Source organism: Agrobacterium sp. CG674, from assembly GCF_053521645.1.
The window spans coordinates 406,765-431,975 of sequence record NZ_JBNWDZ010000001.1; the positions used below are offsets into that span (position 1 = coordinate 406,765).

Consider the following 25,211-nt stretch of genomic DNA (forward strand, 5'->3'; position numbering starts at 1 on the left):
CACCACCACCGGCGTGCATCCTTTTGCGTCCTCCCGCGTTTGCCGGATATCCCCGAGCTGCCTGCACCTATCGCAGCCAGACGCGCATATGAGAGGAATACGACATGAGGGCGCCGATCCGTTCGCATGGCTTTGACAAGCCGTCAGACCTTGAAGATGAACTTTCCCAACTGGATGATGACGCAGGCGCGACAAGAGACAGCGCGAACACAGGTGCAAGAGCATCTGGACTGTCCTCCTCTGATGTTTCCCTGCATGAGCAGATCAACGATATCAGGCGCGAGATGGCGGCCATCCGAAGCGATGTCGAACAGTTGCAGGCTGCTGTGTCCGGAAACAGAGGCTCCCACGGCTCTGATATTTCCAACTGGCTTCCCGTCGTCCGTTCCGTTGCCATCACATCACTGGCAGGCCGTATCTTCGCATCCTCGCCCATCATGGCGCTGTTGGTTGCTGCAGTCCCCTTTGCGCTTGGCCTGTCGGCTGGCTCGAAGTAGGTTTTTTGAGTGCGGCCCGCTCAATGCGGGCCGCCATCTCCACGGTCATCAGGACCTGACCGAAAAAAATCATTGAAAATCAATGATCTGTCCAGAAAACAAAAAAATCAAAAAGAAATTTCCGCAACTTTCCCAATGTCGCTGAAGCAGAGCGCAAAATCTGCCTCGCATCGTCGCCAAAATGTGTTCGCGAGACATGGCGGGCCGACGGGGCTGGGACCGGGTTGTCTGCCTGTAACGTGCGGACAGGCAACAGGGTCTCAAGGCGGATCGACCGGTTATCCCTGAAGGAACCCGGATGCTCCGTTCTGATGGGCCAGTAAAGCGCGCGCAATCCCCGTGGTTCAAACGATCGGGGCAGGGTGCGCTTCTTTGGTGGTAGCGAATGACCAGAAAGAAGGGAAAAGCGATTTTCCCGGATATATGAGGCCACGCGGATGCGCACGCCCATTAAAACCTTACCAGAGATCCCGCATCCGCGTGTCGTCTCAGGGCTCAGCATAACCGCCAACCACGCGCGCCCGCGCCACGTGGTTGGCGAAGCCTGCGCGTTTTTATCAAAAAGACATCGGTTTCCCCGCAGAACGATTCACCTAAAGCCCACGACTCCAGGCCTTTCCCGCGTCATCCACAGGGACCGCCAAAAAACTGTCAAAAAAGTTCAGAGAGGCGCTTGCCATGGCCGAACAATATGTTACAACCCCGCTCACTTCCGGGGCAGCAAGCTTCTCCGGCGCAGACCAAAGCGAAGGTTCACCTAGAGCCTTTAGTGCCCGAATAGCTCAGTTGGTAGAGCAGCGGATTGAAAATCCGCGTGTCGGTGGTTCAAATCCGCCTTCGGGCACCATTCTTCCCTCAGAGAAATCAATAAGTTCAGAGTTTGGTGTCAACGACGTGACGCGTCTATTTTGTTTGCCACTTGCTTGTTCTTATTCCGAAAGCCCCTTTTGCAATCGTCTGCCTCGTTGGCGGATTTGCATATCCGCGTTTGCAGTTTTTGACCAAGGAGCGTGCTTCATGGTCGAGGCGGGGCAAGCCGCCTCTGATGTCGTAGAATCGCGTAGCACTTGAGTCGTCGCAAACTGCGTGTGGCCTTTCCTCTCGCAACGCAATGTGCGGTTCGGCGGGCCTACAAACGTTACCGATACCTTAACAAAAGCGCACCAAAAGCTGCCTACAGTAACGTGAGTTGTCGCTAAAATATCACAGGCTTATAGTAGAAGCACCTGTTGTATTAGGAAAATCAATGGTTCCGGGTTGCGATGGTCCGACACTTTCTGTCTATTCGAACCAGAAGCGGGGGGCGTCTCCAAGACTGTTCCGCTTTTGCAACGAAACATGACTGGAGGTCATTATGAACATCAAGAGCCTTTTGATCGGCTCCGCTGCCGCTCTCGCAGCAGTATCCGGCGCACAGGCTGCAGACGCAATCGTCGCAGCTGAGCCAGAAGCACTCGAATACGTTCGCGTTTGCGACGCTTTCGGCACAGGCTTCTTCTACATTCCTGGCACAGAAACCTGCCTGAAGTTCGGCGGCTACGTTCGCTTCCAGACAGAAGTTGGTCGTGACCGTTCTGGTTCGTCTGACTGGGATTCGTTCACACGCGCTCAGTTCGAAGTTGACACACGCACAGACACTGAACTCGGCGCTCTGCGCGGCTTCATCGGTTTCCGCGGCAATGCTGACTCCGGCGTTGGTGGCGCTACTGCCGGCACGTCTGGTAACCAGGGTTCTGGCGTATTCGTTGACCAGGCATTCATCGAACTCGGCGGCCTGAAGGTCGGTAAGTTCTACAGCTGGTGGGACGATGGCCTTTCTGGCGAAGCTGACGTTCTCTCCACCAACGCGCTCTTCAACTCCGTTCGCTACACATATGATGCTGGATCTTTCTGGGCAGGCGTTTCGGTTGACGAACTTGAAGGCACAAACAGCCAGTTCGTGACGATCACAGCAATCGACCCGGTAACGGGCGACATCCTTGGTACACAGGAAGCTGACAACAACGTTGGCGTTGCTCTCGGCATGGGCGCAAAGCTCGGTGCGGCTACACTTCAGTTGATCGGTGGCTATGATATCGACCAGGAAGAAGGCGCTGTTCGCCTGATCGCAACAGCTGACTTCGGTCCTGGCGCACTCGGTCTTGCTGGTGTTTGGGCTTCTGGCGCAAACGCTTACTATGCAGAATCTGAATGGGCTGTTGCTGCTGAATACGCAATCAAGGCAACTGACAAGCTGACGATTACGCCCGGCGCACAGTACTTCGGTAACGTGTCTGCTTCTGCTACGATCCTTGATGGCATCGGTGGCGCTGCAATTGGAACTGGCATCATCACCAACGACTTCACAAATGATGACGCTTGGCAGGCTGGCGTGACTGTTGATTACCAGATCACACAGGGTCTTTCCACCAAGGTTGCAGTTAACTACTTCGACGTTGATGGTGGTGACGACGAAGTCAACGGTTTCGTTCGCCTTCAGCGTTCGTTCTAATACCTCTAACTTCGGTTAGTAAAAGAAAACCCGGCAGCGATGCCGGGTTTTTCTAATTTAGAATGTCAAAAAATAACTAGACATGTTTATTCGTTAGGTGCATGATATCGTTAGTCAAAAGGCGTGATCCACAGCGCTTAAGCTTCGTCTGTTGACTCCAGTCAAATCCCCATCAGCCACTTTTGGTTGATGGGGCGGACTCCACAGGCAGACGGTCGGTAACTGTCCGACGGCCAAATTTTCCTGAAAATTCTCTTCGCCCACGCCTGATATACGGGGCTCAATCGGTACCCCTATACCGCTATTCACAGGCCGCTGTTGCGTGTTTTGCAGGTGTCACGAGACACACTGGCACGCCTTTATTCCGTATAGAGCTCGCCGGCGGATGTGATGATCTGCCATTTTCCGTCGATGTTATTCATCGAGATCAAGCGGCTTTCGTCGGGAAGGATGGAGCCGATCTGGACGAGGAACATGCCGGACTTGTCTTCGATGAGGGCGCGGCCGTTCGAGACGTGGAGCAGTTTGAAGCGCGTGCCGCCGGGGAAGGGCTGGGCTTTGCCGTCTTCATTTGCGGCCTGACCGCCAGCGTCCGTCGGCACCGTTGCGGTGGTCAGCGAGTCCAGATCAGGCATCAGGTCGGTCTGTGCCTCCGTGGTCGGATCTTCTTCCACGTGCGGCATCACCGCGATTGAGCCGCCGCCTTCGCGTTGCGGCACATCTGTCAAAGCTTCCCAGCCAGCGCCGCTGATCCCGAATTTTTCCGGGTTGAAGAACACATACCAAGGCAAAGCCGCAGCCGTTGCCGCCACAACAATGAGGCCGCCGGTCAGCATGCGGTCGAAGTCACGGATCGAGCGTCGCTGACGCGCATCGCGGTCCGGATTATCCTGTCGTTCTTGTCTCATCAGTTTCAACATCATGGCCCCCGTCGCTGGATCGGTGCTGGCTGGTTGTTAACGGGCGCATTTCGCAGGGCATTTGCCAGTTCTGCATAGGCGTCAATGACCGTGCGATCTCCCGGCGATTGCTTGAGCACGTCGTAAATGAACGGCACTTGCTTGACCGCCATGTCGAGTTCGGCGTCGACGCCTGGGCGGTATCCGCCGATCAGGCGCAAGTCCTTGGTTTCCTCGAAATTGTGGATCAATGACTTCAACCGGGACACCAGCTTCTGCTGGTCGGGCGTCCATGCCTTGTGTGACAGGCGCGAAATCGAGGCGAGGGGATTGATCGGGGGGTATCTACCCTCATCCGCAAGCGAACGGTCCAGCACGATGTGACCATCCAGAATGCCGCGTGTCGCATCGGCAATCGGGTCATTGTGGTTGTCGCCATCCACGAGAATGGAGATGATGGCCGTGATCGTACCGGTACCCTCAGGGCCAGGTCCGGCGCGCTCGAGAAGGCGTGGCAGTTCGGTAAAGACCGATGCCGGATAGCCACGCGCAATCGGCGGCTCGCCAGCGGCAATCGCAACTTCGCGAATGGCATGGGCAAAGCGGGTGATACTATCGGCAATGAACAGGACGTTTTCGCCCTTGTCGCGAAAATGTTCCGCAACCGTCATGGCCACAAGCGGCGCCATCTTGCGCAGCATCGGGCTTTCGTCACTCGTCGCAACGATCGCGATGGATTTCTTCATGTTGTCGCCGAGCGTGTCCTCGATGAATTCACGCACTTCGCGGCCACGTTCACCCACGAGAGCGATGACAACCTTGTCAAAGGCATCGGCCCGCGCCAGCATGGACAAAAGCGTGGATTTGCCCACACCAGAGCCTGCGAAAATGCCAAGACGCTGGCCAAGGCACAGCGGCGTGAAGATATCGATGGCTTTGACGCCTGTGCGAAAGCCGGTAACAACACGGCTTCGCGTCATGGATGGCGGCGGCAGGGCCAGAACAGACCGCTTCCGGGCTCCCCTGACCAGCGGTCCCTTGTTGTCGATGGGCTTGCAGAGCGAGTTGATGGTGCGGCCGCACCATGTGTCATCAGGCTCGACGCGGAACTCGCCTTCGCGCAAGACAACGTCGTTGACGCCGATGGGGTCGCCCGGTTCGATGGGGCAGACATAGATCAGGTCCGGCTCCACCCGCACAACTTCACCCAGATGCAGGCTTGATTCGCTTTTGTGGACGACGAATTCGCCAAGACGCACATGTTCGGAAAGACCGCTGACCGTATAATGCCCGGCCGCGATGGTTTTGACACGCCCACCGCGAGACAGGGATGCACCGGATGCGATCTGCGTTTCCAAAAGCTGCGCAAGCGTTTCGAGCCGGGTGAAAATGCTTGGAGGCGCTGACGCGGGACTATCACTCCCGGTGCCAATTTCAGTCTTGAGCTCTGTGTCGATCTCGGTTTCCATTTATGCCACGCGCCGCTTACTGGCCGCCGCCGAGGGTGCGGATAGCCTGTGAAAAGGAATCCTCGGTCGATTTCATCAGCGAAGAAATGCCCTCAAAGGCGCGGTTGACCTGCACGAGCTGTGTCATCTGGCTGATGGCGTTGATGTTGGACTGTTCGACATAGCCCTGGATCACGCCGATAGAGCCGGTGTCGACAGCTGGCTGCGGAGCTTCGGAAAAGATGACGCCGCTGTTTTCATGGCGCACGAAGCCCTTATTGGCGTCTGCGGTGAAAATTCCCAGCTGTGCAACCGTCGTGCCGTTTTGCAGAATGCGGCCATCGGAGCCGACGGTCGGCTCGCCAGCTGCCGGGTTGAGCTGGATCGGTGCGCCGCCTGCGTCGAGAACCGGATAGCCCTGCGTGGAGACGAGTTCGCCTGTTGTGCCCATGGAGAAGCGGCCGTCGCGGGTCATGACCTGACCTGCGGGTGTGTCGATGGCAAACCAGCCATCGCCCTTGACCGCGAAGTCGAAGGGATTGCCGGTCTGGATCATTTCGCCGTTGCGGGTGGACAAGTAGTCGCTGCCCTGCGTGACGAATGCGATGTCGGCCTTCAGGTCGTTGCGCGTCTGGCTCATCACCTGGTCGAATTTGACCTCCGTGCCGCGAAACCCGACCGTGTTCATGTTGGCAATGTTGTCCGCAATGGTCGTGAGACGACGTTCCAGGGCGATCTGGGAGGATATGCCTACGTAAATACCAGACTGCATGCCTGTCTCCTGTCCATTACTTCAAGAAAAGGCGCGGCTTCTACATCGCAACCTTCTGTTTACTGAGATACGGACACTGGCTTGCGCGAAGCTTTTGAATGACTGCTTATAAAGGAGAGCGGCGGCACAGGCGCGATAAGGCGATCATCATTTGGGTGAACGGCCGCAACAAACTGCGAGACCAGCCAGCCTCGCACAAGGCATGTCCCCTATCCCTGAGATGCGAAATTGGCATCAGACGCGAGCTTCAGATGAATATTGTTATCGGATTAGTGATTACTTTTGGCTGTATCCTTGGCGGATACATGGCCATGGGCGGCCATCTGGACGTGTTGTTCCAGCCATTCGAGCTCGTCATCATCGGTGGCGCTGGTCTCGGCGGCTTCATCATGGCCAACCCGATGAAGGTGGTCAAAGACAGCGGTAAGGCGCTTGGCGAAGCATTCAAATATGCCGTGCCGAAAGAGCGCCACTATCTGGATGTTCTGGGCGTGCTCTATTCGCTGATGCGCGACCTTCGCACCAAATCCCGCAACGAAATTGAAGCTCACATCGACAATCCGGAAGAATCCTCGATTTTCCAGATCGCGCCATCTGTTCTGAAAAACAAGGAACTCACATCCTTCATCTGCGACTATGTTCGCCTCATCATCATCGGCAATGCTCGCAGCCATGAGATCGAGGCGCTGATGGACGAGGAAATCGAAACCATCCTCTACGACAAGATGAAGCCCTATCACGCCATCACCGCCATGGGTGACTCCTTCCCCGCCATCGGTATCGTGGCCGCGGTTCTCGGCGTTATCAAGGCCATGGGTAAGATCAACGAACCGCCCGCGATTCTCGGTGGCCTCATCGGTGCGGCGCTCGTGGGCACGATGTTGGGTATCATTCTGTCCTACTCCATCTGTAACCCGTTGGCATCGCAGGTAAAAATCGTCCGCTCCAAGCAGCACCGCCTCTACATCATCGTCAAGCAGACATTGCTGGCCTACATGAATGGCTCGGTTCCTCAGGTTGCGCTCGAATATGGACGCAAGACGATTTCCAACCATGAGCGTCCGTCTATCGATGCCGTGGAACAGGAAATGATGAACCCGGGCGGCGACCAGAAGGCGGCTTGATGATGGCGAATGCTGTACAATCGAATGTCACACCCATGGAACCCGCGCTGCTGGCAAAGCTGACGGGTGGCCTGGGAGACAGCAAGAAGGTGGCCAAGATCGGTGCCGACATCGGGCAGATCTACGGCAACTTCCTGCCGGATACGTTCCACAGCGAGACAGGCATCGCCATCGAGGTGGATTATGTCGGTTGCGAATCCGGGCTCATGACCGATTTGGTCAGCAAGCTTGGCAAGGACTTTGCCGTTGCCGATTGTTCACTGCGCAACTGGTGCCCAAATTTCCTGATGGCAACCGGCACGGCCTTTATCATGGCTTTGATGGAGCGCATGCTGGGTGCTGCCCCCGATACGATCATGGAACCGGAAGTCCGGGCATTGTCGCATATCGAGCTTGATCTGGCCGCGCTCGTGCTTGGGCGTCTGGGTGAAGTGCTTCGCTCGTCGATCAATGCGCCGGGCGGTTTTGAACCCACGATCGATCCCCCCTTCAACGGCAATGGCAAGACCATTTTCGAAGAGGCTATTACGGCCCAATACGGCATTCTGATCCGCCTCAAGGTGCAGATCGGCAAGGTTGCTTCCGAATTCGCATTGGTCATTCCGCAGCGCGCGCTGCTGAAGACGACCATTCTGGCGCCGAAGGCATCGGCACAGGCAATGAAGAAGCAGGAAGAATGGATGGAGATGATCTCCGAACAGGTGAAGCGTTCACAAGTAACGCTGGAAGCCAAGATACGATTGCAGAGCCTGACGCTGAAGACGATCTCTCGTCTGGTGCCAGGCGATGTCATTCCCTTCCGTGATATCAGGCAGGACGACATTTGCGTCGAAGTCAGCGCCAATGGGGCGAATATGTACAATTGTGAGTTTGGTCGTGCGGGAGACAAATACACGGTTCGCGTGAAGAACAATGTGAGCACGGACGACGAAATTCTTAGACATTTGATGGGTTAAAACGCCCGACATGCCTCTTTGAGAGGCGTGGGCAGCTTGACGCAAGTTTCAAAGGGAATAATTAGCGCATGGCTACGAAAAAGACACCCAAAACCGAAGACGATTTCCTGCCTTCGCTCGATGATACGGGCGATCTGGACCAGGCAATCGGTGATCTGCGCGGTGTACTGAAAAGCGATTCGGATGGAGCGCTATCGGATTTCGGCGATTTCGGAGACTTTGGCTCAGTTGACGCTGAACCGGCAGGCGACGATCTCCCGGCATTTGGTGGTGGAATGGACAGCTTCGGCACGTCCGATTTCGGCTCCAGCTCAGCCCCGCTTGCCGCATCGCCCTCGCCACTGGGCAGCGGCCTGACGGATAATTTCGATCTGATCATGGATATTCCCATCGATGTTCAGATCGTGCTTGGCACCAGCCGTATGCTGGTTTCCGGTCTGATGGGACTGGAAGAAGGTGCAACCATTGCGCTTGAGCGGCGAATCGGTGAACCTGTCGAAATCATGGTGAACGGCCGCTGCATCGCACGGGGCGAGATCACCGTACTGGAAGACGACGATACACGCTTTGGTGTAAAGCTGATTGAAGTGTTGAGTACCAAGAAAGCCTAATCCCTGTGGGGACGGAGAGGAAAGACCATGATGGACTTTGAGGATTTCGGCAACCCAATTGCTGGGAAGCCGTTGTCTCAGGCAGACAAAGCCGCCGCCGTACTCTTGGCGATGGGAAAAGGCGTGGCCGGAAAACTCCTCAAGTTTTTTACCCAGGCCGAGTTGCAGACCATTATCAATTCGGCACAGACACTTCGCGTGATTCCGCCAGACGAGCTCGCCATCATCGTGGCGGAATTCGAAGACCTGTTCACCGAAGGCACAGGCCTGATGGACAACGCCAAGGCCATCGAGAGCATTCTCGAAGAAGGCCTGACACCTGAAGAGGTGGATGGTCTTTTAGGTCGGCGGACCGCCTTCCAGGCTTTCGAAACCTCTATCTGGGATCAGCTGCAGGACGCAGACCCCCAGTTCATCGGCAAGTTCCTGCTTCGCGAACATCCTCAGACCATCGCCTATATCCTCACCATGCTGCCATCCTCTTTCGGTGCCAAGGTTCTTCTGACCATTCCCGACGAGCAGCGCGCCGACATCATGAACCGCACGGTCAACATGAAGGAAGTCAGCCCTGCCGCCGCCCAGATCATCGAAAAGCGCGTCATGGCGCTGATTACCGAACTGGAAGCCGAGCGCAATGCAGCAGGTTCGGCAAAGGTTGCCGATCTTATGAACGAACTGGAAAAGCCGCAGGTCGATACCCTGCTCAGCTCTCTGGAAACGCTCAGCAAGGAATCTGCCAACAAGGTCAAGCCGAAGATCTTCCTGTTCGAAGACCTTCTCTACATGCCGCAGCGCAGCCGCGTTTCGCTTCTCAACGACGTCTCGGCCGACATTCTCACAATGGCGCTTCGCGGTGCCACGAACGAGATCAAGGAATGTGTGCTGTCCTGCATCAGCCCGCGCCAGCGCCGCATGATCGAATCGGATCTGTCCGTGCCGACCGCATCGCTCAACACCCGCGAAGTGGCCATCGCCCGCCGCGCGGTTGCGCAGGAAGCCATTCGTCTGGCCAATTCTGGCCAGATCGTGCTGAAAGAAGCGGCCCCTGCCGACGGAGCAGCCGCCGCATAAGGCCAGGCGCGCCGATAAAAGCTGTGGGGTGGGCGCGCGCGCCTTGCGAGGGACGTCTGCCCTCTATACCTTGAGAATAACGGCCTGCCTGTACCGGCGGGCCTTTTTCATTCAGGGGACGTGTCTTGTCAGACGGCGAAGACAAAGACAGTAAAACAGAAGAACCAACAGAGAAAAAACTACGCGATGCGGAGGAGAAGGGAAATGTGCCCTCATCCCAGGAAGCGGCGTTGTTTTCTTCGATGCTCGCCTTCTATCTCTACCTCGTTTTTTTCATGCCCGATGGCATCAAGAGACTGGGTGAAACGCTCGGAGACATTATCGAGCGGCCGGAGCAGTGGCGGCTGAACACGGCGACCGACATGGTGTCGCTCGGCCTGCATCTGTCCAAGGAAATCGCGGCGCTGCTTCTGCCGGCAGCCGTGCTGTTCATCGTGCTGGGCCTTGGGCAGTCCTTCGCGCAGAACCTGCCGCAATTCGTGCTGGACCGGATCTCACCGCAAATATCGCGAATATCGCCCGTCAAAGGCTTTACCCGCATTTACAGTGTCGATGGCCTCGTCAACTTCGGCAAATCCCTGTTCAAGGTCGTCATCGTCGGCATCATCGTGGTGACGATGCTGACGAACGATTATTACAATCTGCTCAACGCGCTGGTTACCGATCCCCACAGCATCATGCAGACCGGCTATAACATCCTGAAAAAGATGGTCGTCATTGTCCTGTTTTCGACGGGCATTCTGGCGGTGGCCGACTACTTCTGGACCAATTACCGCTGGCACAGCCAGCAGCGCATGACCAAGCAGGAAGTGAAGGACGAGTACAAGCAGTCGCAGGGTGACCCGGTGGTCAAGGCCCGTCAGCGCTCCATCGCCCGCGATCGCGCCCGCCGCAGAATGATGGACGGTGTTCCAAGAGCGACACTTGTTATCACCAACCCGACTCACTACGCGATTGCATTGCGCTACGTGAAGGATGAGAGCGATGCGCCCGTCGTGGTTGCAAAGGGGCAGGATCTGATCGCATTAAGGATCAGAGAGATCGCCACGGAGAACGGAATCCCCATTTTTGAAGACCCGCCGCTTGCCCGCTCCATGTTTGCGCAAGTCTCGGTCGATAGTGTCATCCCGTCAGTATTTTATAAGGCGGTTGCGGAACTGATTCACAAGGTCTACGCAGCGCGCCAAAACAAAAGACGGGTAAACTGATCAATATGAAAAAATGCGCATATTCGGCTGAACGGGAAGAAATCTTGGCTCGTGCGATTGGTCCTGTGGCAGCCGAGCTTCGTTTAATCGATGCGGGAGATCTGATCTCCCTTCTTAAATTCGAATATTACAGCAGCCTGTCGGATCTCGTGGATTCGGCGGCTGAGCTCTATTTCCATCCAGGCACTGTCTATTTCGGCATTGGTGGAGACTACAAGCTGGACTGGGACACTTATCCGTCCATCACTCTGGACCTGGAAATCAAGCCGAAAGGCGTCACCATCTACGCGCAGCTACAGCTGGGCAAGGACCACGCCGGCATCAACATCAACCATATCAATTTCCAGAATCCATCGAGCGATCCGAACGAAAATACCGCGTTTCTGGCCGATAGTTTACGCCACGCGACCTTTTACCGGACCCGCGAAGCTGCTCCCACCAGCACAGCGCATTAAGCGTCTTTAAGGCGGCACCGACCTCCACGACATGAAATATGGAACGGCAAGGGCAATCCTCTGATTGTCCTTGCCGCTTGTCGTCGGTCAGCGCGTTTTATCCAGAATATAGCTCGATAGCCGGTCTGCCGCGTCCTCGATCTGCGTCGGATTGCGCAGGAAGCAGGCGCGCAGAAACAGCTCTCCGCCCGCGCCAAAGGCTTTGCCGGGTGCAAGGCCGACGCCGACCTTGTCAACAATGTCGAAGGCTGCCGCACGGCTGTCCGTCACGCCATCGATCTTGAGGAAGGCGTAGAGTGCGCCATCGGGCTTCAATGTCTCCACCCTGTTGGTGGCAATCAGCGCGTCACAGAGAATGTCACGCGATTTGGCGGCGCGGGCAAAATTCTGTTTGATGAAGTCATCACCCTGATCGAGTGCGGCAATGGCACCGCGCTGCATGAACTGGGCCACGCCTGATGTGGAATACTGGATGAGGTTTTCGATGACCTGACCGATTTCCGGCGGCGCCACCAGCCAGCCCACACGCCAGCCCGTCATCGACCAGTTCTTGGAGAAGGAATTGGCGAAGACGATGCGATCACCCTCGTCCATGATGTCGAGGAACGACGGCGCACGCTGCCCGGCATAATGGTAGAGCGCGTAAATCTCGTCAGCGATGATCCAGAGGCCGTGCTTGCGGGCAAGCGCCAGAATCTCGCGCAGATTATCCAGCGTTGCCGTCCATCCGGTCGGGTTGGATGGGGTGTTGATGAAGAGCGCCTTCGTCTTCGGCGTGATGGCCTGCTCCAGCTTGGCGATGTCGATATCCCATTTGCCATGGGTGAAATCGATGCCGACGGGAACGGCCTTGGCACCGGCAACACCGATGGCCGCGACAATATTGGGCCAGGTTGGCGTCAGATAGATCATTTCGTCGCCGGGGGAGGTGAGGGCCTGCACCGCAAGGACGATGGCCTGCATGCCGGAGCCGGTGACATAGAAATGGTCGGATGAAAGCTCGGCGGCGAAATGGCGCTGGTAATAGCGACCGAGCGCCTCGCGCAGCTCAGGAATGCCGCGCTGCCAGGTGTAGAAGGTTTCTCCGCCCGTCAGCGCGTCTGCCGCGGCCTGCGCAATGAAGGCTGGCGTGGGTAGATCGCCTTCACCCACCCAGAGTGGCAGGAGATTTTCGCGGGCATGGGCGTATTTCTTGACCTCGACGATGCCGCTTTCGGGCGTCGAGAGAGAGCGGGCACTTAGACTTTTCAGAACAGACATGAAGGCACTCCAATGGAAGTGCCTTCTTAGCGCATGGAGCACCCGGCGTGCATGATATTGTGTGAAGACATCACGGATTTTTATGATGGATCATCCACACCGGACTATCTTGGCTATCAGCGGGTCTTCAACAGATCGCGGATTTCTGTGAGCAGCCGCACGTCTTCCGGTGGTGGGGCCGGTGCCTTCTTCTCCTCGACCTTCTGGCGCTCGACAGAGGCGCGCAGCTTGTTCACACCCTTCACCATCAGGAAGATGATCCAGGCCAGGATGACGAAGTTGATGACGACAGTCAGAAAGTTGCCATAGGCGAACACCGCGCCCTGTTCGCGGGCGGCAGTCAGCGAATCCGCCGTGACCTTTGAACTGAGCGGCAGGAAGTAATTGGCAAAATCAAAGCCGCCGAACACCGCGCCCACGATGGGCATGATTAGGTCGTTGACCACGGATTCGACGATCTTGCTGAACGCCGCGCCGATGATGACACCCACGGCAAGGTCCATGACATTGCCGCGTGCGATGAAAGTTTTAAACTCGTTCAGCATTCCAGATATCCCTCTCTCAAGCCCTCTCGACCCAAATCTTTGGAATGGGTGTTCATTGATAACATCTCAAATTTCGAATGTGCAGATATGTGCTGCGAAAAACCAGCAGTTTCACCATGTTAAACTTTATGCCAAGGCAAGAGCCAATTCTCATTGCCCCGGAACTGGCTTATGCTTGGCCTGAGGATGGTGGGGAGAACAGCCAGTGCTTCCGGGGTGGATTATATTCGTATCGGCGTTCGCCTATATTCTGCTGCTCTTTGCAGTGGCAAGCTATGGTGACCGCAAGAGCCGTCAGAAACCCGTCTCCAACAAGGGCAGGCCGGTTGTCTATGCGCTGAGCCTTGCCATCTATTGCACATCCTGGACCTATTTCGGCGGTGTCGGTCTGGCATCGGAGCGAGGGCTGGAATTTCTTGGTATCTATACCGGCCCAATCCTCGCCTTCACGCTGGGTATGCCCATTCTGCGTCGCATCGTGGAGCTGGCCAAAGCCGAAAAACTGACCTCGGTCGCAGACTTCATTGCGGCCAGATACGGCAAGAACCCGGCAGTCGCCACGCTGGTGTCGGTCATCGCGCTGGTGGGCGCCATTCCCTACATCGCCCTTCAGCTCAAATCCGTTTCCAATTCGGTTGCCGCCATGGTGGACCCGACCGCTTACGGCATTGGAAGCGGCAACCTCTATTTTCTGGATCTCCCGCTTCTGGTCACGGTCATCATGGCCGGTTTCGCCGTCATGTTCGGCACCCGCCACACGGATGCGACCGAGCATCAGGATGGGCTCATTCTCGCCATCTCCATGGAATCGGTGGTCAAGCTCGTGGCCATCTGCACGGCGGGTGTCTATGTCGTATTTTTCCTGTTCGATGGCCCGGCGCAGCTCTGGCGGCTGGCATCTGAGAATACGCAGGTCATGCAGGCCATGTCCTACCAGACGCCGATCAGTCGCTGGATCGTGCTGACGCTGCTATCTGCCTTCGCCATCATTCTGCTGCCGCGCCAGTTTCATGTCACGGTGGTTGAAAACCGCACGCCGAACGAGTTGCGCACGGCGAAGTTCCTGTTCCCGCTCTACCTCATCGCCATCAACATCTTCGTGCTGCCCATCGCCATTGCCGGGCTTCTGACGCTGGGCAGCAATGGCAATGCCGACCTTTATGTGCTGCAATTGCCGCTGGTCAACCAGATGCCGGTCGTGTCACTCATTACTTTCATCGGCGGGTTTTCGGCAGCCACGGCCATGGTCATCGTCGCCTCGGTGGCGCTGTCCATCATGGTGTCGAACGATATCGTCATGCCGATTTTCCTGCGACAAAAACTGCTGAACCGCACAGCGCACCGCGATGATTTTGCCCGAACCCTTCTCAACATTCGCCGCACCGCCATCTTCGCGGTTCTGTTTCTGGGCTATGCCTATTACCGCGCGGCAGACAGCGCGTCCGGCCTTGCCTCCATCGGCCTGCTGGCCTTTGCAGCCATCGCACAAATGGCACCCTCACTTCTGGGTGGGCTGGTCTGGAGGCGGGCCAATGCGCGCGGCGCTATTGCGGGCTTAAGTTCCGGCTTCATCATCTGGGCCTATCTGCTGTTTCTTCCAAGCCTTGGCGGACCGGATAATTCTCATGTGGCTGCAACGGTTCTCAGCTTCCTGTTTCCCGGCGCTGTTGTCTTCAGCGGGCCGGGGGCGGACCCGCTCGTCAATGCCGTGACCTTGAGTCTGCTGGTCAATTGTGTGGCCTTTGTGCTGGGTTCGCTATCGCGCAACCCAAGACCGGCTGAGCGCATCCAGTCCGGCATTTTCGTGAAGCGCCACTCCAAATCGCAATTCGCGACTCGCGGCTGGAAAACACGGGTGAGTGTGGGTGATCTGAAGGCGGCCGTAGGGCGCTATCTCGGCGAGGAAAGGATGCTGCGCTCGCTGGCAGCCTATGAGAAAACCGCTGGCCGCAAGCTGGAGGACGACCAACCCGCCGATATGGCGCTCGTGCATTTTTCCGAGCAATTGCTGGGCAGCGCCATCGGCTCCTCTTCGGCAAGGCTGGTGCTGTCGCTCATCCTGCAAAAGACGGAGGATACCAGTGCCGACACCGTGTGGCTGCTGGATCAGGCCAGTGAGGCGCTGCAATACAATCAGGACATGCTGCAGACAGCGCTTGCGCAGATGGATCAGGGCATTGCGGTTTTCGACAGCTCCCAGCAACTGACCATCTGGAACCGGCGCTTCCGCACCCTGCTGGATCTGCCGGAGCAGTTCGGACGGGTCGGCCTGCCTCTCTCCGACATTGTCGGCATGCTGGAAGAGCGCGGCGATATTGCGCCCGGCCAGCAGAGCCAGACCATCGAGCTGTTTCTGAGGATGGATATGCCGTTTTCGCTGGTGCTGGCGGGTGGGGCGCGCATCATCGAGGTTCGCTCCAATGCCATGCCGGACAAGGGCATCGTTGCAACCTTCACCGATATTACCCAGCGCGTGGCAAGCGACCAGGCGTTGAAGCAGGCCAATGAAACGCTGGAGCAGCGGGTGGAACAGCGCACCGGAGAGCTGACCCGCGTAAACCACGAACTGGCCGAAGCGCGGGCGGCGGCGGATGAGGCCAATGTGGGCAAGACCCGCTTTTTCGCCGCCGCCGGTCACGATATTCTCCAGCCGCTGAATGCGGCACGGCTCTATTCTTCGGCGCTGGTCGAGCGTGTCGGGGAAACCGAAAATGGCGCGCTGGCGCTCAACATCGACTCGGCACTGGAATCGGTAGAGACCATTCTGGGTGCCGTGCTGGATATTTCGCGCCTCGACACCGGCTCGATGAAGCCGCGCATGGCGTCGGTGCCGCTCAATGATCTGTTCAAGCGCATCGAGACGGATTTCGCGCCCATGGCCCGCGAGAGAAACCTTGAACTCATCGTCATGCCCACATCGCTGACCGTGAAATCCGACATCAACCTGCTGCGGCGTCTGGTGCAGAACCTCGTTTCCAACGCCATCAAATACACCCTGTCCGGCAAGGTCATTGTCGGTGTGCGCCGCCGGGGCAAGGAGGCTGTCATTCAGGTGGTCGATTCCGGCATCGGCATTCCCTCATCCAAGTTTCGCACCATTTTCAAGGAGTTTGCGCGGCTGGATGAGGGGGCAAAGACGGCGGCTGGACTGGGGCTTGGTCTTTCGATCGTTGACCGTCTCTCGCGCATTCTACATCACCCGGTCCATCTGTCTTCGGTGCAGGGCAGGGGCACGTCTTTTCGGGTACACCTGCCGCGTGAGATGACGCAGGGCCGCGCCGCCCGATTGGTGGAGCGTGATGCACCAACGCCTATCGCGCAACAGCTGCACGGCTTTCGCGTGCTGTGCATCGACAACGAGCCGAAGATACTGGAAGGCATGCGCTTGCTGATGTCTGGCTGGGGCTGCGAGGTCAGCCAGGCGGGCTCCTTTGCCGAGATTGGTCAATGGACCGATATAGAAGCCCGTGCTCCCGATCTTGTCATTGCCGATTATCATCTGGATGATGGAAACGGCATAGATGCGGTTCTTCGTTTAAGGCAGGTCTATGCCAAGGACATTCCGGCGCTTCTGATTACCGCCGACAGAACCTTGGAGGTGCGCGCGCAGGCCGAGAAGGAAGGCATTGCCGTGCAGCACAAGCCCGTGCGTCCAGCCGCGCTGCGGGCCTATATCAACCAGGTTTTCAGCGTCACCCGGGCAGCGGCGGAGTGACAAACGCAAACGGGCCGTCTGAGATTCAGACGGCCCGCATATGGTTTGGCTAAAAGGGTGCGCTTGCTTTAGGCAGCGCGGTTGTAGCGACCCTGCTGCTGGACTGGCTCGCCGATCTGGAAGCGTTCGACGAGACCGAGCAGAGCTTCGACTTCTTCAGACAGCATCTGCGTTGCGGCGCTCGATTCTTCCGCCATTGCCGCGTTCTGCTGGGTCATCTGGTCCATCTGGTTGACGGAGCCGTTGACCTCATGCAGCGCCGATGACTGGTCGGCGGTGGCTGTTGCGATGGTTTCAACGTGCTTGCTGACGACCACGATCTGCTGGCTAATATCGGACAGAACCTGTCCGGCTTCCTGCACCAGAAGCGCGCCGGTGCCGACCTCGTTGGTGGACTGGTTGATCAGTGCCTTGATTTCGCGTGCAGCATCTGCCGAACGCTGTGCAAGCTCACGCACTTCCTGCGCCACCACGGCAAAGCCCTTGCCCGCGTCACCGGCACGTGCCGCTTCAATACCGGCATTCAAGGCCAGAAGGTTGGTCTGGAAGGCGATTTCATCGATGACTTCGATGATCTGTTCGATTTTCTTGGATGCATCTTCGATACGACCCATCGCGTCGATGGCGTTCTTGACGACCGTGCCGGAACTATCGGCGCTTTTCTGGGTGATGCGAACGGCCTCGTTGGCTTCACGGGCGCGCTCGGCCGAAGACTTCACGGTGACGGTGATCTCTTCAACGGCGGCAGCGGTTTCTTCCAGAGACGCTGCCTGCGATTCCGTGCGGCGCGACAGGTCGTTGGAGGATTCGCGCATTTCAATGCCATTGTTCTGAATAACCAGAGTTCTATCGCGGATCTGCGCCAGAACATCCTTCAGATTGGAGAGCGAGTTGTTGAAGTCGTTGCGCAGCTGCTCCAGACGACCGGAGAAGGGCGTGTCGATGGTCTGGGTCAGATCACCCTGCGACAGGCGGGCAAGGCCACCGGCCAGCTGGTTGACGGCGTAATCGATCTGGCGATCCGTCTCGCGCTTTTCGGCGTCGTTACGGCTCCGTTCGGCTTCGGCCTCGGCACGTTCTTCCGCGCTGCGTCCTTCGATGATGAGTTTCTCATGGGCGTTGTCGCGGAAGACTTCCAGCGCGCGGGCAATATTGCCGAATTCGTTGCCGCTTTGCGCGTAGGGAATGTTCGTATCCAGTTTGCCCTGGGACAGGGACCTGACCGCGTTTGTGAGTATGCCGAGCGGGCGCAGCGTGCGATTGATGAGGAAATATCCCAAAAAGCCGAAGACCAGCATGACGCCTGCGCCGCACAGCAGGACGATATCACGAAGACCATTCATATGGGCCTGGTAGACCGTCATTGGTACGCCGACGAAGAGAATGCCGACAGCGGCACCGGTCTTCGACAAAACCGGTACGTAACCCGTCATATAATCCGTGCCGAACAGAGTGGCTTGGCCGAAATAGGCCTGGCCTTTCGTAATGCTTGCGTAGGCGGGGTGAGTGAGTGCCAGCTTGGTGCCCATCGCCCGCTCGCCCTTCTCGTTCTTCAGGTTGGTCGAGATACGCACGAAGTCGGATCCTTCAGCCTGGAACACAGTTGCGACACCACCATTGGCCAGACCCGTACGGTCCACAAGATCGAAATCCCGCATTGTGCCGATGCTCGGTCTGCTGATGGATTTCAAATCGCCATTTTCCATGGCGAGCTGAACACCGCCGATCTTCAACTCATAAAGCATGGCCATGTTTCTGATGGCTCGCTGGGTATCGATCTGGGCGCTTTGCATCACGTCTTCCTTCAACCGCATATAGGTTGTCGTGCCGACGGCGAGGATGCCCATGAAGATAAGTGAGATCGTCAGGCAGACGATCTGCACCACTATCGATTTTGGAAGAAAGCGCGCCATAAAATACCCCGAAACAGACTGAATTCCGCCATGATGCGGGAAAACCGTTAAAATTCAGGGAATTTTTGCGCGTGTAACATAGCGATAACATTAGAGAATTAGGTGATTTTGATGAACGTCAAACAACGGATTTCATTGCCTTATTTAGAAAAAACAATCAAAGGGCGATGAAATCTGTCTTGCAGCCTTTCAAAAAAAATCAACAGACATTCGGTTTTAAGTTAGTTCTCGTCGCTTAGAGACTTTGCCGCGTTTCTGGGTTCTGCTCGGCGCGGTCCCGGTAAAGTGCTGCGCGGCCGAGCAGCATGAGCGAGACCGGTGTCGTGATGGTCATGAACAGGCCAATGAAGATTTCATGGAACACAGGCCGCTGGCCGGAAACCGAGAAATAGATGACCGAGGCCATGACGACGCCGCCTGTACCCCAGCTGGTGCCAAGGGTTGGCGCATGCAGGCGCTCATAGAAGCTTTGCAGCCGCGCAAAGCCGATGGTGCCAATGAGCGCCAGCGACGAGCCTAAGAGCACGAAGAACGCGACGAGGATGGCAGCCCATAGTGGGAATTCGGCGGCGTTGCTCATTCGATGACCTCCCCGCGCATCATGAATTTGGACAGCGCAACGGTGGAGACGAAGCCGAGGATCGCGATCAGCAAAGAGGCTGCGAAATAGACATCGTTGCCGGTGCGAAGCCCGAAGACGAGGACCAGCAGCATGGCGTTGACGTAAAGCGTATCCACACCCAGAACCCGGTCCTGCGCGCGCGGGCCAATGGCGATGCGATAGACGGAAATCGCCATGGCGATGGCTAGAAACAGCTGGGCGATAAAAAACGACCAGAAAAGGATAACCGAACTCATTCGAATATCTCCATCAGTAATTTCTCATATCGGCTTTTGATGAGGTTTTGCCAATGGGCCTCGCTGACCTCATCCAGAACGTGGATGAGCAATGTTCCCTGCGATGAATTATACTCCAGCCATGCGCTTCCGGGTGTCGCCGTCAACACGATGGCCAGCACCGCAAGGCCCATGGGATCCCGCAGTTCCAGCGGTATGGTGATGAAGCCTGCATTGGCGCGGCGTCTGCGGTTCAAGATGATGATGACCGCGACGGAGATGTTGGACCGGATAATGTCATACAACACGATGCCGACGAGCTTGACCACCAGATGCCAGTTGCGGATGCGCGGCTTTGGCGGGCGCAGCGACGCCATGGCCCAGGAGGCCACCAGCGCCACTCCCGTTCCCAAAAGTAGATGGCCCGGGGAAAAGGCGTTGATCGTCATCCAGAAAACGATCAGCGACAGGGTGAGCAGCGGATAGGGCAAAAAGCGCGAGATCATGGTGCGACCTCCGTGCTTGGTGCTGCTCTGGGTGCGGTCATCACGCCCTGTATATAGCTTTGCGGAAGCCCGCTGATGCGTGCGGTTTCCTGCATGTAACGCATGATCGGACCGGCAGCGACCGTCATGGCAAGGGTCATGCCCAAAAGCAGCAGGATCGGCGCGATCTCGATGACGAGAACACGCGGCACGGTCCCTTCCAGCGAACCCCAGAAGGTGCGAATGCCCGCACGCGTCATTGAAATCAGTGAGGCAAGGCCTGAGAATACGATAAGAAACACCAGCCACCAGGACAGGGTCGAGACCGTATCGTTTGCGCCAAGCCCCGACGGGTTGAGGATGGCCGACAGCATCGAGAACTTGGCGATGAAGCCCGAGAGCGGAGGCAGACCGGCAAGAAGAATGCCACAGGCCGCAAAGCAGGTGCCGAGCACGGCCATTGTGCCGGGCATGGTGACGCCAACCTCGTCTTCAGGCTCGTCGTCCTCGCCATCACCATAGGCCTCCATGGTCACGGCCAGAACGTTGGCACCGGCATCCTGCCCGCGCTCCACAAGCTCGATCAACAGGAAGAAGGCGCTGATGGTGAGTGTCGAGGAGACGAGGTAGAAAAGCGCACCTGCGGCAACCGTTGGGTTGCCGGTGCCCATGGCGGCCAGAAGCGTGCCGGATGAGACAAGCACGGAAAAGCCGGCAAGCCGCCCAAGCGCCTGCGAGGCGAGCACGCCGATCGTCCCGAAGACGATGGTGGCGATGCCACCGACCAGAAGCGCATCATGGCCAAAGCCTGCGGACGCGCCTGCGGTTTCCCCGAAAAGCAGAAATGACAGGCGCGCGATGACGTAAATGCCGACCTTGCTCATGATGGCAAAGAGAGCCGCCACGGGTGCCGATGCTGCGGTATAGGCGGAAGGAAGCCAGAAGTTGAGCGGCCACATGCCCGCCTTCACCAGAAAGGCGATGCCAAGCACGGCCGCGCCGGTTTCCAGCAGCATGCGCTGATCGGGATTGAGACCGGCAATGCGCTGGGCCAGATCGCCCATGTTGAGCGTGCCCGTGACCCCATAAATCAGGCTGACGCCAATGAGGAAGAACAGGGCAGCGACAAGGTTGATGGCGATGTAATGCAGCCCTGCCTTGACGCGCAACTGCCCGGAGCCGTGCAAAAGCAGACCATAGGACGCGGCCAGCATGACTTCGAAAAAGACGAAGAGGTTGAAGAGGTCGCCGGTCAGAAACGCACCATTCACGCCCATCAACATCAGATGGAACAGCGAATGGAAATGCGATCCGGCCCGGTGCCACTTCGCCAGAGAATAGACAAGCGACGGTATGGCCAGAAGCGACACCAGCAACACCATGAGCCCTGACAAGCGATCTGCCACCAGAACGATGCCGAAGGGAGCTGGCCAGTTGCCCAGCAGGTAAACGCCGGTCGAGATGACGGCGGCAACTTCCGTGTTGATGGTGGAATTGACCTCAAGGAACAGTGCGACGGCAACGCCCAGCGAAACAAGGGTGCCGATGACGCTGAGAATAGCCTTGGTGGTGCGCTTGCGCTCATCGATGAACAGCAAGAGGGCACCAATAATCAACGGCACCAGAATGGGTGCGATGACAATATGGACGGGGAAGGCGTTCATTTCGTTTCCCTCCCGTCGACATGGTCAGTGCCGGTCAGGCCGCGTGCGGCAAGCAGCACGACGAGGAAGAGGGCGGTGGTGGCAAAGCCGATGACGATGGCCGTCAGTACCAGAGCCTGCGGAACGGGGTCCGTCAGGGTGGAGGTGATGACGCCATCCAGCAGCAAGGGTGGTGCGTTGGTCTTGATGCCGCCGACGCCGAAGATGAACAGATTGACGGCGTAAGACAGAAGCGACAGCCCGACAATGACCTGATAGGTGCGCGGGCGCAGGATGAGCCAGACGCCCGATCCCGTCATGACACCGATACCGATGGCGAGAATGAGTTCCATTTACGCGTCCTCCGCTTTTGCGGCGTCGGGCGTACGTACCTTGTAATTACGCAGCGATTGGTGCGCCAATGCTATGAGTATGAGAACGGTGGCGCCGACAACGAGGGCAAAGACGCCAAGGTCGAAGAGAAGCGCCGTCGCCGTTGGCATTTTTCCGATATAGGGCAGGTCCGTATACTGGAAATAGGAGGTGAGGAACGGGTGCCCGAAGAACCACGATCCCATGCCGGTTAACGCCGCCAGCAACAGGCCAAAGCCCATCCACCGCAGCGGCAGAATGCGGATACGGTCTTCCGCCCAGCGCGTGCCGCCCGCCAGATATTGCAGCAGGAAGGCGATGGCCATGGTGATGCCAGCCGAAAACCCGCCGCCGGGCAGATCATGGCCGCGAATGAACAGGAAGAACGAGAAGGTGACGATGACCGGGAACATCCACTGCATGATGATGGAGGGCACCAGGAGATAATCGCGGACCGTATCGCCCTTGCTGCGATCCGGATTGTCGGCATCAAACGCGTTCTGTATGCGCTGCTGTTCCGGCAGACCGATGCTTTCATGGGCAGGACGGAAACGGCGCAGAAGCGAGAACACGGTGAGGCCGACAATGGCCAGAACCGCAATTTCCCCAAATGTATCGAAGCCGCGGAAATCCACCAGGATGACGTTGACGACATTGGTGCCGCCGCCCTGTGTATAGGCATTTTCCAGGAAGTAATTCGCGATAGTATTGGGCACGGGCAGCGTCATCACCGCAAAGGCAATGATGCTCATGCCGATGCCGCAGAACACGGCCAGCATGAAATCCCGTCCGCGACGAAGCTGTGCGGGAAGTTCGCTGTTATTGTCCACCTTGACTTCGCGCTTGGGAAGCCAGCGCAGGCCAAGGAGAATGAGAACCATGGTGACGATCTCGACCAGCAACTGCGTGATTGCCAGATCCGGTGCCGACAGCCACACGAAGGTGAGGCAGGTGACGAGGCCCGAGACGCCGAGCATGACCAGAGCGGCAAGCCGATGATACTTGGCCTGCCAGGCGGCACCCATCGCCGAAATCATGCCGATGCCCCACAAAATGGCGAAGATGGGGTCGAATGTCGTGACGCTGGGGAGCGTCAGCGTAAATTGCGATGATGCTACGGGCGAGAAGCCCGCAATCAACGCGACCAGTATCAGCATGCGCAATTGCGGTTGCAGGCGGCGCGTGCCGAGTGTGCTTTCCAGCCAACGGGCCCATTTCCATGATACGGTGACGATAATGCGCTCGAATATGCGCTGCCCGCGCAGGTGACGAAACACCGGAGGGCCGTCTTCACACCGGGCGAAATAGCCGCCGAGCGCAGCATAGATCGCCACGCCGCCGATGAGCGCGACAAGGCTCATCATCAAAGGCAGATTGAAGCCGTGCCAGATCGAAAGGCTGTAGGCAGGTGTCTGCGGGCCAAGCACCGACAAAACGGCGGAATGCAGGAACGGGCCGATGGACAGGCTTGGTACGATACCGACGATGAGGCAGGCAACGACCAGCAATTCGATGGGGAAGCGCATCCAGCGCGGCGGCTCATGGGGCTTGGGGTTGGGAATATCCTGTGGCGCCGGGCCGAAAAACACGGTGTGGATGAAGCGCAACGAATAGGCAACCGCAAAGGCTCCCGACAGCGTCGCGACATAGGGAAGTGCCTTGTCCAGCAACGAATCCGCATGGGTTTCAACCGATTCCGCGAAGAACATTTCCTTGGACAGAAAGCCGTTGAACAGGGGAACACCGGCCATGGCCGCACTGGCCGCCATGGCCAGCGTGGCGGTGGCGGGCATGAAGCGATAAAGCCCGCTCAAGCGTCGCATATCGCGGGTGCCGGTCTCGTGGTCGATGATGCCAGCCGCCATGAACAGCGACGCCTTGAAGGTGGCGTGGTTCATCATGTGGAAAATTGCCGCAACCGCTGCGAGTGGGCTGCCAAGGCTCAAAAGCGTGGTGATGAGGCCGAGGTGGCTGATGGTGGAATAGGCCAGCAGCCCTTTCAGATCCTGCTGGAACATCGCAAAATAAGCGCCGAGCAGCAAAGTGGTGATCCCGGCAAAGCCGACCAGCCAGAACCATTCCTGCGTGCCGGCGAGCACAGGCCAGAGGCGCACCAGAAGGAAAACGCCCGCCTTTACCATGGTGGCGGAATGCAGATAGGCCGAGACCGGCGTGGGTGCGGCCATGGCATTGGGAAGCCAGAAGTGGAACGGGAATTGCGCGCTCTTGGTCAGGGCACCGATGAGAATGAGAACCAGCGCGGGAACATAGAGCACATGGGCGCGGATCTCTGCGCCCTTGGCCAGAATATCATCCAGATCATAGCTGCCCGCCATATGACCGAGGATCAGAAGTCCCGCGAGAAGGCAGAAGCCGCCAATGCCGGTCACGGTCAGCGCCATGCGCGCACCATCGCGGGCCGTGGCGTTCTGGTGCCAATAGCCGATCAGCAGGAACGAGAAGATACTGGTCAATTCCCAGAAGATCGACAGCAGAATGACGTTGCCTGACAGCACGATGCCCAGCATCGAGCCCATGAAGGACAGAAAGAACGCAAAGAAGCGCGGAATCGGGTCTTCCGCCGACATGTAGTAGCGGGCGTAAAGCACCACCAGAAAGCCGATACCTGTGATGAGGATGATGAACATCCAGGCGAAAGCATCCATCCTCAACTTGAAGTTGAGGCCAAGTTGCGGCAGCCATTCCACATCATATTTGATGACCGCTCCGCCCTTGACGCTGGCATACAGAAAAATCGCGGAAACGAGGCCAAACAGCGCAATGCTGCCAGCAACGGCGGCAGGCGCGCGCACCGCCCCGTATCGCGGCATCATCGTGGTGATGATGCTGCCAATGAAGGGCAGGGCAATCAGAATGGGAAGAAGGATTTCAAGGCTCATACAGGCTGG

At 57.5% G+C, this 25,211-nt stretch carries 21 protein-coding genes and 1 tRNA gene; 10 read left to right on the forward strand and 12 right to left on the reverse strand.

Annotated features, from left to right (window positions below; genetic code table 11):
• Nucleotides 1-104 precede the first annotated feature (104 nt).
• The 3 genes from ACQZ51_RS01985 (at nt 105) to ACQZ51_RS01995 (ending at nt 2,988) form a co-directional block, all read left to right on the forward strand.
• A complete protein-coding gene (locus ACQZ51_RS01985) occupies nt 105-497 on the forward strand; it encodes a hypothetical protein (protein ID WP_448774835.1) in 393 nt (130 codons plus the stop codon).
• A 771-nt stretch (nt 498-1,268) separates the two neighbouring features.
• Nucleotides 1,269-1,344 (forward strand) — tRNA-Phe (locus ACQZ51_RS01990).
• A gap of 507 nt (nt 1,345-1,851) precedes the next feature.
• On the forward strand, nt 1,852-2,988 hold the full coding sequence (locus tag ACQZ51_RS01995) for a porin (RefSeq protein ID WP_448774837.1): 1,137 nt from the start codon (nt 1,852-1,854) through the stop codon (nt 2,986-2,988).
• 359 nt (nt 2,989-3,347) lie between these two features.
• Here ACQZ51_RS01995 and ACQZ51_RS02000 read toward each other — a convergent pair whose 3' ends face one another.
• From ACQZ51_RS02000 to flgF, 3 genes are read right to left on the reverse strand one after another with little or no spacing between them, the layout of a single operon-like run.
• The gene (locus ACQZ51_RS02000; protein WP_448774839.1) at nt 3,348-3,896 is read right to left on the reverse strand and encodes a flagellar protein; all 549 of its coding nucleotides are present in this window, start codon (nt 3,894-3,896) and stop codon (nt 3,348-3,350) included.
• Between the two features lie 11 nt (nt 3,897-3,907).
• Complete coding sequence (gene fliI / locus ACQZ51_RS02005) at nt 3,908-5,356, reverse strand: flagellar protein export ATPase FliI (RefSeq protein ID WP_448774840.1); 1,449 nt, start codon at nt 5,354-5,356, stop codon at nt 3,908-3,910.
• A gap of 16 nt (nt 5,357-5,372) precedes the next feature.
• The gene (flgF, locus tag ACQZ51_RS02010; protein WP_448774841.1) at nt 5,373-6,107 is read right to left on the reverse strand and encodes a flagellar basal-body rod protein FlgF; all 735 of its coding nucleotides are present in this window, start codon (nt 6,105-6,107) and stop codon (nt 5,373-5,375) included.
• Between the two features lie 251 nt (nt 6,108-6,358).
• Here flgF and motA point away from each other — a divergent pair, with 251 nt between their 5' ends.
• The 6 genes from motA to ACQZ51_RS02040 all read left to right on the forward strand — a co-directional run bounded on the left by motA (nt 6,359) and on the right by ACQZ51_RS02040 (nt 11,532).
• Nucleotides 6,359-7,231, forward strand: coding sequence for a flagellar motor stator protein MotA (gene motA / locus ACQZ51_RS02015; RefSeq protein ID WP_448774843.1), 873 nt, complete (start codon nt 6,359-6,361; stop codon nt 7,229-7,231).
• Entirely contained in the window at nt 7,231-8,187 is a 957-nt protein-coding gene (locus ACQZ51_RS02020; protein WP_448774844.1) for a FliM/FliN family flagellar motor switch protein, read from the forward strand. Before motA ends, ACQZ51_RS02020 begins: the two co-directional genes overlap by 1 nt.
• 68 nt (nt 8,188-8,255) lie before the next feature.
• Nucleotides 8,256-8,798 (forward strand): flagellar motor switch protein FliN, encoded by a 543-nt coding sequence (gene fliN, locus ACQZ51_RS02025; protein ID WP_448774846.1) that lies wholly within the window; start codon nt 8,256-8,258, stop codon nt 8,796-8,798.
• Nucleotides 8,799-8,825: 27 nt separating this feature from the next.
• The gene (gene fliG, locus ACQZ51_RS02030; protein WP_448774848.1) at nt 8,826-9,869 is read left to right on the forward strand and encodes a flagellar motor switch protein FliG; all 1,044 of its coding nucleotides are present in this window, start codon (nt 8,826-8,828) and stop codon (nt 9,867-9,869) included.
• A 125-nt stretch (nt 9,870-9,994) separates the two neighbouring features.
• On the forward strand, nt 9,995-11,077 hold the full coding sequence (gene flhB, locus ACQZ51_RS02035) for a flagellar biosynthesis protein FlhB (protein WP_448774849.1): 1,083 nt from the start codon (nt 9,995-9,997) through the stop codon (nt 11,075-11,077).
• 5 nt (nt 11,078-11,082) lie between these two features.
• Nucleotides 11,083-11,532, forward strand: coding sequence for a hypothetical protein (locus ACQZ51_RS02040; RefSeq protein ID WP_448774850.1), 450 nt, complete (start codon nt 11,083-11,085; stop codon nt 11,530-11,532).
• Nucleotides 11,533-11,619: 87 nt separating this feature from the next.
• Here the strand turns inward: ACQZ51_RS02040 and ACQZ51_RS02045 are convergent, their stop codons facing one another.
• Together ACQZ51_RS02045 and mscL are read right to left on the reverse strand one after the other, a co-directional pair.
• Complete coding sequence (locus tag ACQZ51_RS02045; RefSeq protein WP_448774852.1) at nt 11,620-12,792, reverse strand: pyridoxal phosphate-dependent aminotransferase; 1,173 nt, start codon at nt 12,790-12,792, stop codon at nt 11,620-11,622.
• A gap of 116 nt (nt 12,793-12,908) precedes the next feature.
• Nucleotides 12,909-13,337, reverse strand: a complete 429-nt coding sequence (mscL, locus tag ACQZ51_RS02050) for a large conductance mechanosensitive channel protein MscL (protein ID WP_192063402.1) — start codon at nt 13,335-13,337, stop codon at nt 12,909-12,911.
• Between the two features lie 205 nt (nt 13,338-13,542).
• Here mscL and ACQZ51_RS02055 point away from each other — a divergent pair, with 205 nt between their 5' ends.
• Nucleotides 13,543-17,052 carry a PAS domain-containing hybrid sensor histidine kinase/response regulator gene (locus tag ACQZ51_RS02055; protein ID WP_448774853.1) on the forward strand — a complete coding sequence of 1,170 codons (3,510 nt, stop codon included), beginning with the start codon at nt 13,543-13,545 and terminating at the stop codon, nt 17,050-17,052.
• 68 nt (nt 17,053-17,120) lie between these two features.
• Here ACQZ51_RS02055 and ACQZ51_RS02060 read toward each other — a convergent pair whose 3' ends face one another.
• The 7 genes from ACQZ51_RS02060 to ACQZ51_RS02090 all read right to left on the reverse strand — a co-directional run bounded on the left by ACQZ51_RS02060 (nt 17,121) and on the right by ACQZ51_RS02090 (nt 25,202).
• Entirely contained in the window at nt 17,121-18,965 is a 1,845-nt protein-coding gene (locus tag ACQZ51_RS02060; RefSeq protein WP_448774855.1) for a methyl-accepting chemotaxis protein, read from the reverse strand.
• A 235-nt stretch (nt 18,966-19,200) separates the two neighbouring features.
• Nucleotides 19,201-19,545 (reverse strand): monovalent cation/H(+) antiporter subunit G, encoded by a 345-nt coding sequence (gene mnhG / locus ACQZ51_RS02065; RefSeq protein WP_448774857.1) that lies wholly within the window; start codon nt 19,543-19,545, stop codon nt 19,201-19,203.
• Entirely contained in the window at nt 19,542-19,823 is a 282-nt protein-coding gene (locus ACQZ51_RS02070) for a K+/H+ antiporter subunit F (protein WP_042617997.1), read from the reverse strand. Before ACQZ51_RS02070 ends, mnhG begins: the two co-directional genes overlap by 4 nt.
• Nucleotides 19,820-20,308, reverse strand: a complete 489-nt coding sequence (locus ACQZ51_RS02075; protein WP_448774859.1) for a Na+/H+ antiporter subunit E — start codon at nt 20,306-20,308, stop codon at nt 19,820-19,822. The genes ACQZ51_RS02070 and ACQZ51_RS02075 overlap by 4 nt, the downstream gene beginning before the upstream one ends.
• Nucleotides 20,305-21,951, reverse strand: coding sequence for a monovalent cation/H+ antiporter subunit D (locus ACQZ51_RS02080; protein WP_448774860.1), 1,647 nt, complete (start codon nt 21,949-21,951; stop codon nt 20,305-20,307). The genes ACQZ51_RS02075 and ACQZ51_RS02080 overlap by 4 nt, the downstream gene beginning before the upstream one ends.
• On the reverse strand, nt 21,948-22,283 hold the full coding sequence (locus tag ACQZ51_RS02085; RefSeq protein ID WP_042618000.1) for a Na+/H+ antiporter subunit C: 336 nt from the start codon (nt 22,281-22,283) through the stop codon (nt 21,948-21,950). Before ACQZ51_RS02085 ends, ACQZ51_RS02080 begins: the two co-directional genes overlap by 4 nt.
• A complete protein-coding gene (locus ACQZ51_RS02090; protein WP_448774861.1) occupies nt 22,284-25,202 on the reverse strand; it encodes a monovalent cation/H+ antiporter subunit A in 2,919 nt (972 codons plus the stop codon). It lies immediately after the preceding gene.
• Nucleotides 25,203-25,211 lie beyond the last annotated feature (9 nt).